A 16,529-nucleotide genomic window follows, 5' to 3' on the forward strand; every position below is an offset into this window, starting at 1 on the left:
GCGCGTCGAACTATGGATGTCGAGCAGGCGAGCGGCAATTGAGGCCTCGTGGACGATGGTTACCGCTCATTGCCGTAGCGTGGTATTGCGCAGATAACGTGCCGGTGAGGTGCCCAAGGTCTTGCGAAACATCGTGATGAACGAGCTGACTGACTCGTAGCCGAGCGCTTCAGCGGTTCTCTGCACCGACTGCCCCTCGGCCAGGTTTTGCAACGCGACGATGATCTGCCATTGCTTGCGCCATTGACCGAAGGTAAGCCCGGTTTCGCTTTTTATCAGGCGGGCCAGCGAGCGTTCGCTCATGGCCACATGCCGTGCCCAACTGGCCATGGTGGCGCGGTTGGACGGCTCTTGCGCCAGCGCCCGGGCGATTGTGCGAAGCTGGTTCGAGGCGGGCAAAGGCAGGTAAAGCTGTTCCGTGGGCGCCAGTTCGAGTTCTTCGAGCAGCACGTTGGCCAGCCGTGCCAGGCGCGAATCGGTGGGGTAATCCTGGACCTGGCCACTCAGGTGAAGGATGAGTTCCAGGATCAGTGGCGATAGCGCCAGCGTACAGCAGCGATCGGGAAGCGACGCGGCGCCGGGTTCCACGAATAAAAAACAGACCTGCCCGTTGGCCGTGACGCGGTTGCTATGGGCGACCCCTCCCGGAATCCAGACGCCGAACCCTGACGGGACCATCCACACGCCATCTTCCACCGTACACACAATGCCGCCGCAATAAGCCACGACCAGTTGCCCCTTGCGATGTTTGTGTTCGGCGGACTCAATGTCGTTGCGCTGGGTTTCCAGCATCAGTGCTACGGCAGGTTGCGACAGGTTGTCGTACTCGAATCGATCGACGTGGAAACGGTGGATTTCGGCCATGGCGTGTCGTCGGCGTTTGTCTGAATTTGATTATATTTTGGCAGTGTACTCAATATCGGCAGCGGTGGTCGTCCCTTAGCATCATCACCAGGCCCCCTTCAGTACGTGGGCGAATCCTAGACCCCCTCCGAATCCTGGTGCTTGCCATGCTTAGCGAAATCTCCATTGCCAACCTCTACGTCCCCCCCTTGTTGATCTACCTGGGGGCATCGGTCTTGGCCTACAAGCTCATCGAGCGCCTGGCCCGGCGTTGGCTGGACGAGGCGTGGCACCCGGCGCTGGCGCGTTTTTTTGTCTCGCTTATCGTCGTGTCGGCGATGGTCGTCAATTGCTGAGTGAGGCCGGCCATGTCTATCGTCAAAATCCTCAAACCTGCCGCCACCCTGGGACTTGGCGTGCTAGCCCTGGTGTTCTGCCTGCAACTTTGGCGGGCTTATGTCTTGGCGCCCTGGACGCGGGACGGACGGGTGAGCGCGCAGGTCATCCGTATCGCACCAGAGGTCTCCGGCCAAATCGATCAGTTGCTGGTCAGCGACAACCAATGGGTCGCCAAGGGCGATTTGCTGTATCGCATCGATGCGCGTGCTTATCGATTCGAACTGCAACAGCGTGCGGCGGAGTTCGCTGAAGCGCACAGTGTGTTCGAGCAGCGCAGTGCACAATTGAAGCGGCGATCCCAATTGGCCGACGCCATCGCCCGGGAAGAGATCGACAATGCGGCGCGTGACTTGGCTGTGGCCCAGGCACGCCTGGACGCGGCACGCAGCCAGTTAGCCCATGCGCAGCTCGACCTGGACCGCACGACGATACGTTCGCCGGTGGACGGCTACGTCACTCAACTGCGGCTGCAGCCCGGTGACTACGCGGAGGCTGGCCATACCAACCTGTTCGTGGTCGATGGCCATAGTTTCTGGATCACGGGTTATTTTGAAGAGACCAAACTGCCCGGTGTGCGCATCGGCGCGCCGGTGTCGATCAAGCTGATGGGGTTTGCCCCGCTGCTGGAAGGGCATGTGGCAAGCATGGGCAGAGGCATCGCCGATGCCAATGAATTGCGCAACGACAGCGGTTTGCCTCAGGTGAGCCCGACCTTCAGTTGGATTCGGTTGGCACAGCGCGTACCCGTGCGCATCGAGTTGGACAGGGTCCCGGACGGGGTGGAGTTGGCGGCGGGCATGACCGCCAGTGTCGAAGTGACGCCGCCGAACGCCGCGCCACGCTGGCGACTCACCCAATGGCTGCAGGCATTCCTGTGATGACTCGCCTGGCGACACGCCTGTTCGCGGCCATCCCCTTGCCCTGGACACCTGCCAGTTTCTTCTACGTGGTGCGCAGTATCTTGGCGGCGGGGCTGGCGCTGTGGCTCGGCTTCCAACTGCATCTGGAATCGCCGTTCTCAGGGGCATCCACTGTGTTGCTGCTGGTGCAGCCCATCCAAGGGGCGGTGCTGGGAAAAGGCTTCTACCGGATGTTGGGAACCCTGGTTGGCCTGGTCGCGGCTTTCGTGCTGACAGGGTTGTTCGCTCAACAGATGCTGCTGTTCATACTCGGCATCGGTATATGGCTGGGGCTGTGCGTCAGTGCAATGAGCGTCTTGCGCCATTACCAAGCTACGGCGGCAGTGGTGGCGGGTTATACGGTCTGCCTGGCACTGGGGCCTGCCATCGTCGCGCCTGAACAGGGCTTCGATCACATCATCACACGCGGCACGGCGGTGGTGCTCGGGGTGCTGAGCTTGAGTCTGGTGGCAACGCTGTTCAGTTCCAAGACGATGGAGAAGAAGCTCCGAAGCTCGCTGGTCGATGTCTGTGTTCGCAGTGCTCGGCTGCTCGCAGCGAGGCTCTCGGGCGAGCAGTCCGCGGAGCTGGCGACGCAACACCACCCGCTCGCCATGGATATCGGTAAGGTGGACGACCAATTGGGAATAGGGCGGGGCGAATCGTCGCGGATTCGCTCCCGGCAGCTGGCGATTCAGGCCGGGCTGGCGCATTTGCAATCCGCTGTTCTCGATGTGCACAGCGACGATCCATACCCCGGGATCGACCCCACGTTGCTCGCGCGGATAAGCACGGCATTGCGGCAACTGGGCGAACGGATGAGTGACACCCAGTGCGACTTTCTCGCCGCCGCCGATACGGTGGGGCAACTGCGTAGCCTGGTGAATGATTTCGCTGACTCAAACCACCCCTCGCGGTTGCCCAGCGAACGCTTGGACGAACAACTGACGGATCTGGGCGAGGCCTTGCTGAACTTCTCCAGCCTCGACCACGCTCGCCGCGAGCAGGTACGTGCCGTGGTGTATCCGCGCAATTACGCTGATGCGGCGCGAAACGGCATCAGGGCACTGCTCGCCACGTTGGCCGCGGGGGCGGTCTGGTATCTCAGCGGTTGGGACCAAGGGCCCGCGCTACTGGCGGTCCTGGGCCCTTGCTGCACACTGCTGGCGCCGGCCCCCGCGCCTGCCCAAGGCCTCGCCAGCTTTATTCGGGGCACGTTCTACGCCATTCTGGCGGCAGCACTGTGCAAATTCCTGCTGATGCCACAGATCAATGGCTTCCCGTTGTTATTCCTGTTACTGGCTGCGTTCTGGTCGTTCGGGATTCATGCGACGAGCCAACCGCGCTACGCCCTGCAAGGGATTGCCTACCTGATCGGGTTCAATACCTTGGTGAGCACCGGCGATACCGCCTTCTACAATTTCGTCGATTTCGCGAACCAAGCGCTGGCCTGGATCGTTGCAATGCTTGTCTGTCTATTAGCGTTCCAGGTCTTGCCGAAGGATCCCGCTAAACATGTCCGGGCATTGAAACACTCGCTCCACAAGGACACACGCCGGCTACTTCGCCGTGGAAGCCATATCAATCACCCAAAATGGCAAGCGAAACAACAATCCCGGCTAGTCGCGTTGAAAAGTTTGCCAGGCGCTGATAGCCCGCAGGATTACCAGGCGGGTTATTTGTCGCTGCAACTGAGTAAACAATTGAACCGGCTACAGCGTAACGCCAGCGGTATCGATCCTGAATCGCCCGTCGCCCAATGCGCACAAACCGGAGCCCGGCGGATCGCTCGATATGCTCACCATCCGGCAATCGGTGCCGTCCATGCCCGGCGCACATCAAGGTCGATGAGCAGACTCGGGGCACATCATCTAGCGATCTGTTACCGGGACTTGGCTGGGCTGTTGGAGCAATACGCTAGCGTTGCGCGTTCCCCTTTATTGAGTCAGAACCGCAATCGGAAGGCGGAACGCGCGCAGTAAATGAAAAAAGAGGCCTTGGCCTCTTTTTTCATTCCGCGATTTCAGTGCATTGATCCAATGCTGGATGAATCCTTACCACCTGAAGTTAACGGAAGTCACCAACTCGCGCTCGTCACCGTAGCGGCAGATGGCAAATTCACAGTAGGTGTACTTTTTGTTGGTCACGTTGTTTGCGTTGAGGGCAACGTCCCAGTTCTTGTCGATCTGGTAGCTGGCCATGGCATCGAACAGGGTATAGGCCGGCATCTGCGAATCGATACCCGAAGCCTGGGTCGTTCCCTTATAGCGAGCACCACCACCGACCTTCAACTGCGGCAAACCGAGCAGGGCGAAGTTGTAGTCTGCCCATAGGGCGGCTTGATGGTAGGGCGTGTCTTCGCTGCGCTGGCCTACTTCGCTCTGGATCACGCTTTTGGTAATGCGCGCATCGGTGTAGGCATAGGTCGCAATGACAGTCAGTTGAGGCGTGACGTCCGTCTTGGCTTCCAGTTCCAGGCCGCGGGAGCGTTGTTCGCCAATCTGCTGGGGATTTTGGCCCGCCAGGTCGCGCCTCACTACGTTCTCTTGCGTAAGCTCATAAACCGCTGCGCTCAACAGGGTGTTGCTGCCAGGGGGCTGGTAGCGGATACCGATTTCGTACTGCTTGCCTTCGGTGGGGTCGAAGGTCTGGCCAGGTGCTTCGGACACCGCGACGGGGAAGAACGACTCGCTGTAGCTGATGTACGGCGCCAGGCCGTTATCCGCCTGGTACACAAGGCCCGCACGCCAGGTGGTGGCTTCGTTGCTTTGATGAATCGGGTCCTGACCAGGAGCAAAGGCTTTTTGATCCTGGTTGGCCCAGTCATGTCGGCCACCGAGCAACAGCAACCAGTGGTCGTCGAACTTGATCTGGTCTTGCAGATAAATGCCTGTCTGCAGGGTGTCGATCTGCGAACCGCGATCACGGTTTGGGCTCTTGTCCACCACTACGGGTTGTCCGTAGTTGTAGTCACCGATATTGATAGAAGACGTGTTGGCCCGGAAGTTATGCGAATCGTACGAGGCATCGTACGTATCGGCGCCCACCAGGAAGGTGTTTTCCACACCACCGATGTTCCAGCGCGTTTCGACATTGGTGTCGCTGGCCAGGGCTCTGGAGCGCTCACGGCGATCACTGTACTGACGAGCCAGGAGGCCCGTGGTGGCTGCGGTATTGACTGGGGCCCCTGTCCGAACCTGCAGATATTTCCATTTCACATCCGCTTCGTAATAACGCAGTTTGTTGCTGATGCGGGTGTGCTCGTCGAAACGGTGTTCGAACTCGTAGCCAATGGCGGACATCTCGCCATTCATATCGTCGTAGTCAGGCTCGCCGATGAAGTCGTGGCGACCGATGGTGAACGGCCCGTTGCCGACACCCTTGACCAGTTGGTAGGGCAGAGGGGCGGAGAAGCGGGTGTCACTTTTTTGATAGAAGGACAGCAAGGTCAGCGACGTATCCTCGTCGGGGCGCCAGGTCAGGGCCGGGGCGATGTAGGTCTTGTCGTCGTTGATGTAGTCCTGTTGGGTGTCGCTGTCACGCTGGAGCAGGGTCAGGCGATAGCTGAGGGTCTCGCTGTCGCCCAGGGGGCCGCTGAAGTCCGCAGTCAGTTGCTTGCGATCGTGATTGCCATATTGCAGGCCCAACTCGTGCAGCGGTGTTTCGGTCGGGCGCTTGCTGACGCCGTTGACGAAGCCACCCGGTGAAAGCTGCCCGTACAGGACCGAGGCCGCGCCGCGAATCACTTCTACGCGCTCCATGCCGTAGGGTTCCTGGACGCCGTCGTAGGAGTTGTTTTGCAGGCGCAGGCCGTCGCGCAGCGAGCCGCCGGTGGCCGATTCCACGTCGAAACCACGAATGCGGAACCGGTCGGACGTGCGGTTGAAGCTGCTTGGCTGGCTGGTGAAACCCGGTGTGTAGCTCAGGGCGTCAGCCATGGTGTCCGATTTGCGATCGCGCATTTCATCGGCGGTCACCACGGACAACGACTGTGGTGTTTCAGTAATGGCCGCGTTGGTTTTGGTCGCACTGGTATTGCGCAAGGCGACTTTGCCGGTGAGTGGGCCTGTCGGGTTTTCAACGGCGGCGGCATTGATGTTGATTTCGCCCAGTTGAACCGCTGTGCCCTTGTCGGAGTTCTCATCCTGTGCGGCAATCGACTGCGCGGAAAAAATGCTCCCCAAAGCCAGCGCGAGGGTGCTCAAGTGAAAGGCTGGATGACGTGCGCCGTAACGTTTTTCGCTGCCAACTGTTGTTTTTTTTCCGAGCATCGAGGAAGTCCTTGAGTTTACATTGTGCTCTTGGGGAGCTGTATGCCCTGATTCTGTTCTACCAGGCAGACCTTCAGGGTAGGTGTCTACTGGCCACATGTTAGCTGTAAATGATAAGGGTTTGCATTAGTATTGTCAGGCTTGTAGGCAATTATTTTAGTTTCGACATATCCTGTCGCCCACTTAATGGCCCCCTGGCTGAGGTCCTGTCGCGTCACAGGACGAAAAATGCCGCGGGGGCATCCTCGATAACCCATTCGGTCAGGCCTTTTTGGGCATGGAGGGACAATCATGCTGAAAGCCACCGATGTGCGGCTGAGCTATGGCGAACAGCAGATTCTCAATGGTGTCAGCCTGGATATTCCTGAAGGTTGTTTCACCGCGTTGATCGGAGCCAATGGCTGCGGCAAGACCACGTTATTGAACGTGCTGGCACACATGCTGCGACCGAGCGCTGGCAGCGTGCAGCTGTCGGGGAAACCCTTGGGGCAATATTCGCGTCGAGCGCTGGCACAACAAATGGCGTTGTTACCCCAGCGCACCACATCGCCTGCCGGCATGAGTGTGCGAGAGCTGGTGATGCAGGGCCGCTTTCCCTGGCAGAGCTGGTGGCGCCAATGGTCGGAGCAGGATCAACAGGCCATTGACCGCGCCATTGACCTGGCGGGTATCGGTCCTTTGCTGGATCGTTCGTTGGCCACCTTGTCGGGTGGACAGTTGCAGCGCTGCTGGATCGCCATGACCCTGGCCCAGGATACCCCGGTGATCCTACTGGATGAGCCAACCACGTTTCTCGACATTGCCCATCAGATCACACTGCTTGAATTGCTGGTGGATCTGCGTGACCAAGGCAAAACCATCGTGGCGGTCCTTCACGATCTGAACCAGGCCGCGCGTTACGCCGACCATCTGGTGATGATGCGCGAAGGGCGTTTGCTCGCCCAGGGTGCGCCGGCCGCAGTCTTCACGCGGGAAAACCTCAAGGCAGTGTTCGACCTGGATGCGCACATCATCACCGACCCTTATTCCGGTGATCCGTTGTGCGTGCCCCAGACGAATCGAAGCCAGCCGCTGGCCGTGCGGGAGGCGATGTGAATCACGGTTTGCGATTGCCGGTCTGGTTGGGTTTGTTGGTGGCGATTGCCCTGACGTCGCTGCTTCATCTGGCCGTCGGCGCAAAGGACATACCCTGGCAGGAGGCTTGGCAGGCCTTGGTCGCCTATGCGCCAGGCAACCCCGACCAGAGTGTCATTCGTGGCAGCCGCTTGCCACGCCTGCTGGTCGCGATGCTGGTAGGCGCCAGCCTGGGGCTCGCCGGGGTGATCATGCAGGCGGTGGGCGATAACCCGCTGGCCGATCCGGGCATTCTCGGTATCAACAGCGGTGCGGCGTTGTTCGTCGTGTTCGGCTTGCTGGTAGTGCCGGGCAACGATATGTCGATGATTCCCTTGTTCGCGTTCGCGGGCGCATTGGTGGCCTCCATCGGTGTCCTGATGTTGGCGGGGAGGGGGCACAACCCGATTCGACTGACATTGTCCGGGGCGATGATCGCGGCGCTGTTCAGCGCGATCACCTCGATCCTGCTGCTGCTCGATCAGCAGGGGCTCGACAGTCTGCGTCGCTGGCTGACCGGCTCCATCGGCGTGACCGGGGGCTCGATGCAGGCCTGGGTCTGGCCCTACGTCCTGCTGGGCATGTGCCTGTGCCTGGTGAACGTCCGCGCTTTGAATGCCCATCGCCTGGGGCCTCAGGCGGCGGCCGGCATGGGTGTCAACCTGTTGAAGATGCGTGTGCTCGGCCTGGCCTCGGTGGTGCTGCTGTCCGGGGGCGCAGTGGCCTTGGCCGGGCCCATTGGGTTCGTCGGCCTGGTGGTGCCGCATGCGGCGCGGTTGTTGTTTGGCGATGACTACCGCCGCCTGTTATTGGCCGCCCCTCTGCTGGGGGCGTTGCTGCTGATTCTGGCGGATATCGCGGCGAGGACCGTGGTGCGCCCATTCGAGCTCAACACCGGTATCGTGACCGCTCTGATCGGCGGCCCCATTTTTGTCGTGCTGGTCTTGAGGAAGGTCCGATGATGCGAGCTGGATTGACCTTGCCCCGGACCTATCCGTTGCTGCCCTGGGTGGCTCGACCAATCGACTTGATCTCGGTGCTGGTGCTGATGGCTGCCGTTATTGCATTAGCGTCGTATGCATTGACCGTCGGCAGTTATTCATTGGACGTTGCCCAGGCATGGCAAGCGTTGCTGGCGCCTGAACAGGTCAGTTCGACGACGCGCAATCTGCTCTGGGAGCTGCGGTTGCCCCGTGTCTTGCTGGCGATCCTGGCTGGCGCCGCCATGTCCCTGGCCGGTCTGTTGATGCAGTCGTTGACTCGTAACCCCCTGGCGGCGCCGGGCCTGGTGGGCGTGGAGTCGGGCGCGAGTGTCACCATGTTGCTGATCATCGTGCTCTGGCCGACGCTTCTTCCCCTGGAGTTCTACCCATTGGCGGCGCTCGCCGGCGGGTTGGCGGTGGCTTTCTTCGTCGCGCTGCTGTCCTGGCGCCAGGGTATCTCGCCGTTGCGCCTGATCCTGGTGGGCGTGGGGCTTACCGCCATGCTCAGCGCGGTGGCCGATCTGCTGATCACGTACGGCAACATCGATCAGGTAGAGTCGGCCCTGATGTGGCTTGGCGGCAGTCTGCACCGGGCCGGCTGGGCTCAGGTCCATAGCCTGGGCGTTTGGCTGGTGCTGGCGGGAGGGCCGTTGCTGTTTTGTCATCGCCAGTTGAACCTGTTGCAGTTGGGCGAAAAAGTCGCCCTCAGCCGTGGTCTGAATGTCACAGGGGTCATGATTTCCTTGCTGCTGTGCAGTGTCATGTTGACGGCGGCCGCGGTGGCCAATGTGGGCACCATGACCTTTGTCGGGCTGGTGGCGCCCCACCTGGCGCGACAAATGGCCGGTGACCGCCACGGCGCGCTGATCCCCTTGTCGGCGTTGGTGGGCGCATTGTTGGTGCTGGCCGGCGACACCCTGGGGAGGGGGCTTTTCCCGCCTTTGCAGTTGCCTGCGGGGCTGGTTGTCGCAATCATCGGCGCGCCTTATCTGATTGTTTTGTTGGCGCGTCAGCGTAGTCGCTGAAAACACGGCGACGTTCATTGAATTGTCTGGAGGTAAACGCGTGCGGGAACGGGTGAAGGGTTTTTTTCGAGGTGTGGCCGGCATGCTGTGCGTGCCGTTGGCATTGCTGGCTGCGCAGGCCAGCGCCGCTGAAACCAAAGTGTTCGAGAACAGTTTTGGTCGAGTCGAGGTTCCCGTAGCCCCGCACTGCATCGTGTCTTTGCATGACTTCAGTCTGACGGCCCAATTGCTCGAGCTGGGGGTCAAGCCTTGTGGTTCGACGGGGAGAAAGAAGCTGTTCTCGGATGTGCTGTTTCGTGGAACGCAGGAGCGATTCAATGTGGCGGGTATCCAGTACATCGGCTCGCACCAGTCACCCGACCTGGAGGCTATCGCGGCCTTGAAGCCTGACTTGATCGTGGGGTTGTCGTATCACGCCGACATCAAGGAAAAGCTCAGCAAGATCGCCCCGGTCGTGCTGCTGCCTGCCCGGGAAAGCGACATCAAGACCTACGCCAAGGAGCTCGCCGAGCTGGTTGGCAAGCAGCAGCGCTATGAAGAGATGCTCAGCGAGTATCAATGGGTCGTCAGTGAGTTCAAGAAGCGTGTGAAAGATCCTTCGCGCATCACCGTCACGACGTTGGAAGTCTACAGCGATGGCTTTCAGCTGATCGGCCGCGGCGGCATGGACGACGTCATTGCCGATTTTGGCCTGGGGCGTGTCGCCGCGTACCGCGAGGCGCGGCAGAACGTGCCTTACAGCCTGGAACGAATCGGCGACTTCGACAGTGATTTCATTATCGATACCTATGAAGAGCTGCTCGACTCAGAAGCCAGCACAGCGGCGTTTCGCCAGTCTCCCCAGTGGCAGAATCTGTTTGCAGTGAAGAACCGCCAGTTCCTGTACCTCAACCGTAGCCGCTATGCCGATACGATGCAGGGGCTGCTGGGGTCTGCCTATTTGCTGATGTCCCATGTCGCTGAGCGGGAGAGCGTGCTGCAAGGCAAATGAACGTATCATTTGCGATACAAACGATACTAATGACAATGATTCTCTATTGCGGTTGTTAGTCGTTTGTATTAGTTTGTGCTCTCGAAAAATACGCTGATTGGAATGGCGGGAGGGCTTTTATGGAAAGCGGTTTGGTGCGTGCACAGGTTCAATCCATGGATGATGTACCGGGTAACGAGCAGAACCTGCCGTTCATATTCCAGGCTCCACTTGTCGGCGATGCCTGGCAAGCCAGCCGAGCGCAGATCCTGCAGGCAGTGGAATCCGAGTTGCCTCGTGCCGGTGGTATCTTGTTTCGCGGTTTCGCGTTCAAGGATGAAGCGGATTTCGAAGCGTTTGCCCGCAGCTTCGGTCACGAGCTGCTGACCTACGACTATGCCTCCACCCCGCGCACCAAGCTCAACAACCGGGTATACACCTCCACCGAATACCCGGCCCATCAGGTCATCCCGCTGCACAACGAGCAGTCCTATTCGCTGAATTGGCCGATGAAGATCTGGTTTCATTGTGTGCAGGCCTCACCGGTCGGCGGTGAGACACCCATCGCCGATAGCCGCCTTGTTTACCGACAAATCGACCCCGCTATCCGTCAGCGCTTTGCCGAGAAGCGCCTGATGTATGTGCGCAATTACGGCAATGGCCTGGACTTGCCTTGGCAGCAGGCTTTCAGCACCGAGGACCGTTCGCAGGTCGAGCGCTTCTGCCGCGCCAGCAACATCGAATTCCAGTGGAAGGACGACGGTGAGCTTTCCACTCGCCAGGTCTGCCAGGCCGTGGCCCAGCACCCGGTGACCGGGGAGTGGGTGTGGTTCAATCAAGCGCATCTGTTCCATATCTCCAATCTTGCAGCGCCGGTACGCGAGACCTTGATCTCCATCGTCGGGGAGCAGGGCGTGCCGCGTAACGTGTTTTATGGCGACGGCTCGCCGATTGAACTGCAAGCGCTGGAGCACATCCGCGAAGTGCTCCAGCGCTGTCAGGTGACCTTTCCCTGGCAGGCGGGTGATGTGTTGATGCTCGACAACATGCTGGTCGCTCACGGTCGGTCCACCTTCCAGGGGACGCGCAAGGTCGTTGTCGCCATGGCGGAGCCTGCCTCGGCAAGCTGATCGCCTCCGCCTTTCAGAAGGCCGCCGCAATGGGCGGCCTGTTTCGAACAAGCACAATGAAGGACATTAAATGCTCGATCGCCTGATGCATCGCTGCTGGTTGCGTGGAGTTCGCCTATCGATAGCCGAAGGTGGCGTAATCGTTACCCACGGATCGCCAGGCGCGCTGGATGAGGAACTCAGTGCCCAGCTCCACGCACGCAACGCCGAAGTGCTGCAATGGCTGCAACGGCACCCCGACTATTTCGACGCCCGGCCACTGACGGATAACGAACAGGCCCTCTGGTTTCTTCAGCGCCTGGAGCCTGACAGCTGCGCCTACAACATTGCCTATGCCGGACGGATCAAGCCACGCTTGGTTACCCAAGACCTGCCCCAGCGCCTGCAAGACGCCTGGACGACGGTGCAACAGCGCTATCCGTTGTTGTGCACGCCCTACGCCGAGCGCAACGGTGAGTTGCTGCAGTGGAGTCATCGCGAGCGTGTCCAACCGTTGCAGTGTGTGGCATTGCAAGACGCGGATGCGCAGACGTTGCAGCAACGTATCACTGAGTCGGCCGATCGTCCCTTCAGATTGGAAGACGGCGACGTCAGCCGGGTCGTCCTGTTGAGCAACGCACGTGACGGCCATGTCGAGCACACCGTGCTGCTGGTGATCCATCACATCGCGGCGGATCTGGCCACGTTCTACATCGTGCTCAATGAGCTGTTCGCGCTGATCCACGATCAGCCGCTGCCCGCCGTGAATCCCGACGCCTATCGCGACTATTGCAGTGACTTGCATATGCGTAGCGAAGCGGCCGAGCCGGTGGAGCTGGCATGGTGGCAGGCACAGTTGGCCGACGCGCCGGCCCTGGAGCTACCTACGGATTTCCCCTATGGCAGCACCCAGGCATTCAAGGGTGGGGAGTTGTCGGTGCGCTTCGATCCGTCCACAACGGCACGGTTTCGTGCCGTTGCCCGAGAGTGGGGGGTGACGCCGTATGTGCTGTGGTTCTCGCTGTTCCAGCAATTTCTCGGGGTGCTCTCGGGCCAGGACGACTTCGTCCTGGGAACGCCCAGTGGTTGGCGCTTGCGGCGCGAACACGTCAACCTGCCGGGGTACCTGGTCAACCCGCTGCCCATCCGCTGCCGGCTGCGTCGGGATCTGTCCAGCGGCGAATGGGCAAGGCAGGTAGACGTTACCGTCAAGCAGGCCCTGCAACACCGCCATTATCCGTTCTCGCGCCTGGTCAAGCAGTTGGACCTACCGCGGCAAGCGGGCAGGGCGCCGCTGTTCCAGCACATGTTTACGCTGAACAAGGAACGCATCGCGCCGTTCGAGCAGTACGTCGACCGCTTGCTCTCGGAGCAGCGAGGCGCGGCCCACGAGTTGAACATGGTGATCATCGACGAAGAAGAAGGATTTCTTTGCCGGTGGCGTTACAGCAAGGCGTTGTATCGCCATGAAACGATCGAACGCTATCGGGACCAGTTCGTCGCCTTGGCCCTTGCGGCGATCGAACAGCCCCAGGTGCCGTTTGCCGAACTCGATTGGTTGGCGCCCGAGCAGCAGTCCTTCCTGAAAGGGGAGGATGTGCCGGTTGCCGTGAGCAACGCCTGGCAGGCGTTCACTGGACAGTGTGGGCTCAAGCCCCAGTCGATTGCCCTTCAGGATGAGCAGGGTACGCTCAGCTATGCCGAACTGGGACGTGCAGTGGTCGCCCGTGGCGAACGTTTGCAGGAGAACTCGAGTCTTGCCGGCGAGCGCATCGCCCTGTGCCTGCCGCGCAGTCGTGAGCTGGTGATGCACATGCTCGCCACGTGGCAGTGCGGCGCGACTTACCTGGCGCTGGATCCGCAGTGGCCGTCGTCACGTTTGCAGGATATCTGTCAGGACGCCATGCCCAAGGTGTGGATCAGTGAGGGCGAGCGTCCCGAATGGCTGCCCGAGCAGGTCCGGTGGTTGGCGTTGCCGCCTGCACCCTTGTTCAGCGAATCACCTTTGCGCGCGCCCCTGGCGGCCGATCTTGCGGCTTACGTGGTGTACACCTCAGGCTCCAGTGGCCGGCCCAAGGGCGTGAAAGTCAGCCAGGGCAACCTGATTCATTACGTGACCGGCTGCCTTGAGCGCCTGGACCTGCCGGCCGATGCGAGCCTGGCCAGCCTGGCCAGTTGTGCGACGGACCTGGGGCATACCGCCCTGTTCGGCGCACTGCTGAGCGGCCGCTGTCTGCGCCTGCTGGCCGAGGACTTGGCCTTCGATGCCGAAGAACTGGCTGCCGTACTGGCGCGTCAACCCGTTGACCTGCTGAAAATCGTGCCGTCGCACCTCAACGCCTTGTTGATCGCCAAGGACCCGCAGCGGTTGTTGCCACGTCGATGCCTGGTTGTCGGTGGCGAAGCCCTGAGTCACGATCTGGTGACACGCTTGCGCGCATTGAAAGCCGATTTGCGCATCGTCAACCACTATGGCCCCAGCGAAACCACTGTCGGGGTGTTGACCCATGAGGTCGATGCCAGTGGCGCAGCACCGTTGGGACGGCCACTGGCCAATGTCCAGGTCAGCGTGCGCGGCCCTGACGGCGCCCTGTTGCCAACAGGCGTCAGCGGCGAACTGTACATCCAGGGGGCGACGGTGGCGCTGGGTTATCTCAGTGCCAGCGACGCCGACCACGCACGCTTTGGTGAGCACGGTTATCGCAGCGGTGACCGGGTACGGCTCAATCACCAGGGGCAGATGGAGTTTCTCGGTCGCCTCGATGAGCAGGTCAAGATCAGGGGCTACCGGGTAGAACCCGCCGAGGTCGCGGCACAATTGCGCGCCATGCCGCAGGTCAGCGACGTCAGGGTGTTGAACTGCCCCACACCGTTGTCGGGCAATCGGCTGGCCGCCTTCCTGGTCACGCCGCCGGCCGCGCTGGCCGACATCCAGGCCGCCTTGCAACTGCAATTGCCGGATTACATGCAACCGGCGCTATGGCATTGTCTCGACGCCTTTGCCCTGTTGCCCAACGGCAAGGTCGATCGTCAGGCGTTGTTGCGCCTGGCTGAGCAAGCGACGGCGCCATCCCATGGGGCAGGGCAGTCGAATGAGCAGCCCTTGAGCGACGTGGAAGCCGCCTTGCTGGACATCTGGCGGACGATGCTCGGCAATCCCGAGGTGGGACCCGATGACAACTTCTTCGCCTTGGGCGGCGATTCCATTCTCGGCTTGCAAATCATCGCCCTGGCGCGTCAGCAACAGATTCTGATGACGCCCAAGCAACTGTTCGCCGAGCAAAATGTGCGGGCCTTGGCCCGTGTGGTGCAGACCCCACAGCGCAGCGTCGAACGGCGCCTGCTCGACATCGCCCGGGAGATTCTCAATAACCCGGACCTGCGAGTCGATGACAATTTCTTCGCGGTCGGCGGCGACTCGATTCTGAGTCTGCAGATCATCGCCCGGGCCAAACAGCAGGGCCTGCAGCTCAAGCCCAAACAGATCTTCGAATCTCCCACCGTGCGTGGTTGGGCCGAGCAGGCGGTGGACCTTGGCGCGGCGAATGAGCGGCCCGCCAGCGACAGGCCCGAGCCCACCGCGGCGTTTGCCTTGACGCCCATCCAGGATTGGTTTTTTGCCCAGCGACAGAACCTGGCCGAACACTGGAACCAGTCATTGTTACTGGCTCTGGACGAACCATTGGATCAGGAACGGTTTACCCAGGCCCTGGCCGCGTTACTGGAGCGTCATGCCAGCTTGCGCCTGACCTTTGAAGCGTCCTCGCAAGGCTGGCAGCAACGCTATCAAGGCTTTTCCCAGGACCAGGTCAACGCGCTGTTCCGGGTGGAGGAAGCCCCCTTGACCGAAACCCTGCTGCAACGTTCGCAGCAGGGTTGGAACCTGGCCCAGGCACCCTTGATCCGCTGGGTGTATTTCACCCAAAGCCGAGAGCTGCTCTGCACGGCCCATCACCTGTTGATCGATGCGGTGTCCTGGCAGGTTCTGCTGCACGAGCTGGAAAGCCTGTATGTGCAACCGGACGCGGTGTTGCCCGCCGTCACGGCAGGTTTCCATGTGTGGAGCGAGGCTTTGCAGCGCCACCGTAGTGAACCTGAGGTGCTGGCCCAGGTGGATTACTGGCGCGACCAACTGGCCGCCGAGGGCAGCGTGCCTGAACAGGTCAGTGTGTACGGTGAGAGCCGGACGCTGGAGGCGCAACTGTCGGTCGAGCAGACCCGGTTGTTGTTGGGCGATTGCCACGCGGCCTACGGCACTCAAGTTCAGGACCTGTTGGTGGCAGCCTTGGCCGGGACCATTGGACAGTGGCAGGGACGCGAACGCGTCACCCTGGAACTGGAAAGCCACGGTCGCAGCGGCTGGGAACAAGGTCCCGATCTGTCCCGTTCGATCGGTTGGCACACCAGCCGCTATCCATTGGCCATCGACACCTCATGGGATCTTGAGCACTCGATCATCGCGGCCAAGGAGGCCCTGCGCCGCCTACCTGAACAAGGCCTGGGTTATGGATTGCTGCGTCTTGACCCGGCCAACGGCCTGGGAGCGGCCTCGCTGTTGACCTTCAACTACCTGGGGCGCGTTGACCAGTGGCTCGAGGCCTCCAGTCTGTGGCGATTGGCCCGGCCGATCTGCCCAGGCATGCGCGCCGACAGCACCCGCCGCACGCATCTGCTGGATGTCACCGCGCTGGTGAACGAAGGGCGGCTGCACATCGAATGGCGCTACGACCCGCGGATCCACGAGCCCGCGTTGGTCGGCGAGTTGGTCCGGCAGTTCCAGCAGCGCATCGCTGCCTTGCTGGAGCACTGCCTGGCGCCCACGGTGGGTCGCGCCACGGCTTCGGACTTCGCTGACTCCGGCTTGTCCGACGATGAATTCCTGGGGCTGCTCGAACAACTCGAGCAGTGATTAACCCT

General features: G+C 61.0%; 11 protein-coding genes. 9 read left to right on the top strand and 2 right to left on the bottom strand.

Features of this window, described 5'->3' with window-relative positions; genetic code table 11:
- Positions 1–66: 66 nt before the first annotated feature.
- Positions 67–864: an AraC family transcriptional regulator gene (locus tag BLQ55_RS14810; protein ID WP_092254726.1), complete on the bottom strand. Its 798-nt coding sequence runs from the start codon at positions 862–864 to the stop codon at positions 67–69.
- Positions 865–1,010: 146 nt separating this feature from the next.
- On the opposite strand from BLQ55_RS14810, the gene BLQ55_RS14815 reads away from it, so the two are divergent.
- The 3 genes from BLQ55_RS14815 to BLQ55_RS14825 are packed head-to-tail and all read left to right on the top strand — an operon-like array spanning position 1,011 to position 4,123.
- Positions 1,011–1,199, top strand: coding sequence for a DUF1656 domain-containing protein (locus tag BLQ55_RS14815; protein WP_092168864.1), 189 nt, complete (start codon positions 1,011–1,013; stop codon positions 1,197–1,199).
- A 12-nt stretch (positions 1,200–1,211) separates the two neighbouring features.
- Positions 1,212–2,120, top strand: coding sequence for an efflux RND transporter periplasmic adaptor subunit (locus BLQ55_RS14820; protein WP_092254729.1), 909 nt, complete (start codon positions 1,212–1,214; stop codon positions 2,118–2,120).
- Positions 2,120–4,123, top strand: coding sequence for an FUSC family protein (locus BLQ55_RS14825; RefSeq protein WP_092254732.1), 2,004 nt, complete (start codon positions 2,120–2,122; stop codon positions 4,121–4,123). The genes BLQ55_RS14820 and BLQ55_RS14825 overlap by 1 nt, the downstream gene beginning before the upstream one ends.
- Before the next feature lie 72 nt (positions 4,124–4,195).
- Here the strand turns inward: BLQ55_RS14825 and BLQ55_RS14830 are convergent, their stop codons facing one another.
- Positions 4,196–6,412 (bottom strand): TonB-dependent siderophore receptor, encoded by a 2,217-nt coding sequence (locus tag BLQ55_RS14830; RefSeq protein WP_092254735.1) that lies wholly within the window; start codon positions 6,410–6,412, stop codon positions 4,196–4,198.
- 291 nt (positions 6,413–6,703) lie between these two features.
- Between BLQ55_RS14830 and BLQ55_RS14835 the strand changes: the two genes are divergently transcribed.
- The 6 genes from BLQ55_RS14835 (at position 6,704) to BLQ55_RS14860 (ending at position 16,521) form a co-directional block, all read left to right on the top strand.
- Complete coding sequence (locus BLQ55_RS14835) at positions 6,704–7,507, top strand: ABC transporter ATP-binding protein (RefSeq protein WP_092202973.1); 804 nt, start codon at positions 6,704–6,706, stop codon at positions 7,505–7,507.
- Positions 7,504–8,487 (top strand): FecCD family ABC transporter permease, encoded by a 984-nt coding sequence (locus BLQ55_RS14840; RefSeq protein ID WP_092202975.1) that lies wholly within the window; start codon positions 7,504–7,506, stop codon positions 8,485–8,487. The genes BLQ55_RS14835 and BLQ55_RS14840 overlap by 4 nt, the downstream gene beginning before the upstream one ends.
- Positions 8,484–9,533, top strand: a complete 1,050-nt coding sequence (locus BLQ55_RS14845; protein WP_092202977.1) for a FecCD family ABC transporter permease — start codon at positions 8,484–8,486, stop codon at positions 9,531–9,533. Before BLQ55_RS14840 ends, BLQ55_RS14845 begins: the two co-directional genes overlap by 4 nt.
- Positions 9,534–9,573: 40 nt before the next feature.
- On the top strand, positions 9,574–10,524 hold the full coding sequence (locus BLQ55_RS14850; protein ID WP_256326581.1) for an ABC transporter substrate-binding protein: 951 nt from the start codon (positions 9,574–9,576) through the stop codon (positions 10,522–10,524).
- A 155-nt stretch (positions 10,525–10,679) separates the two neighbouring features.
- Positions 10,680–11,633, top strand: a complete 954-nt coding sequence (locus BLQ55_RS14855; RefSeq protein ID WP_371128536.1) for a TauD/TfdA family dioxygenase — start codon at positions 10,680–10,682, stop codon at positions 11,631–11,633.
- Positions 11,634–11,703: 70 nt separating this feature from the next.
- Positions 11,704–16,521, top strand: a complete 4,818-nt coding sequence (locus tag BLQ55_RS14860) for a non-ribosomal peptide synthetase (RefSeq protein ID WP_092254739.1) — start codon at positions 11,704–11,706, stop codon at positions 16,519–16,521.
- The last annotated feature ends 8 nt before the right edge of the window (positions 16,522–16,529 follow it).

It is taken from the genome of Pseudomonas sp. NFACC13-1 (genome assembly GCF_900104425.1).
GTDB lineage: Bacteria > Pseudomonadota > Gammaproteobacteria > Pseudomonadales > Pseudomonadaceae > Aquipseudomonas > Aquipseudomonas fluorescens_AA.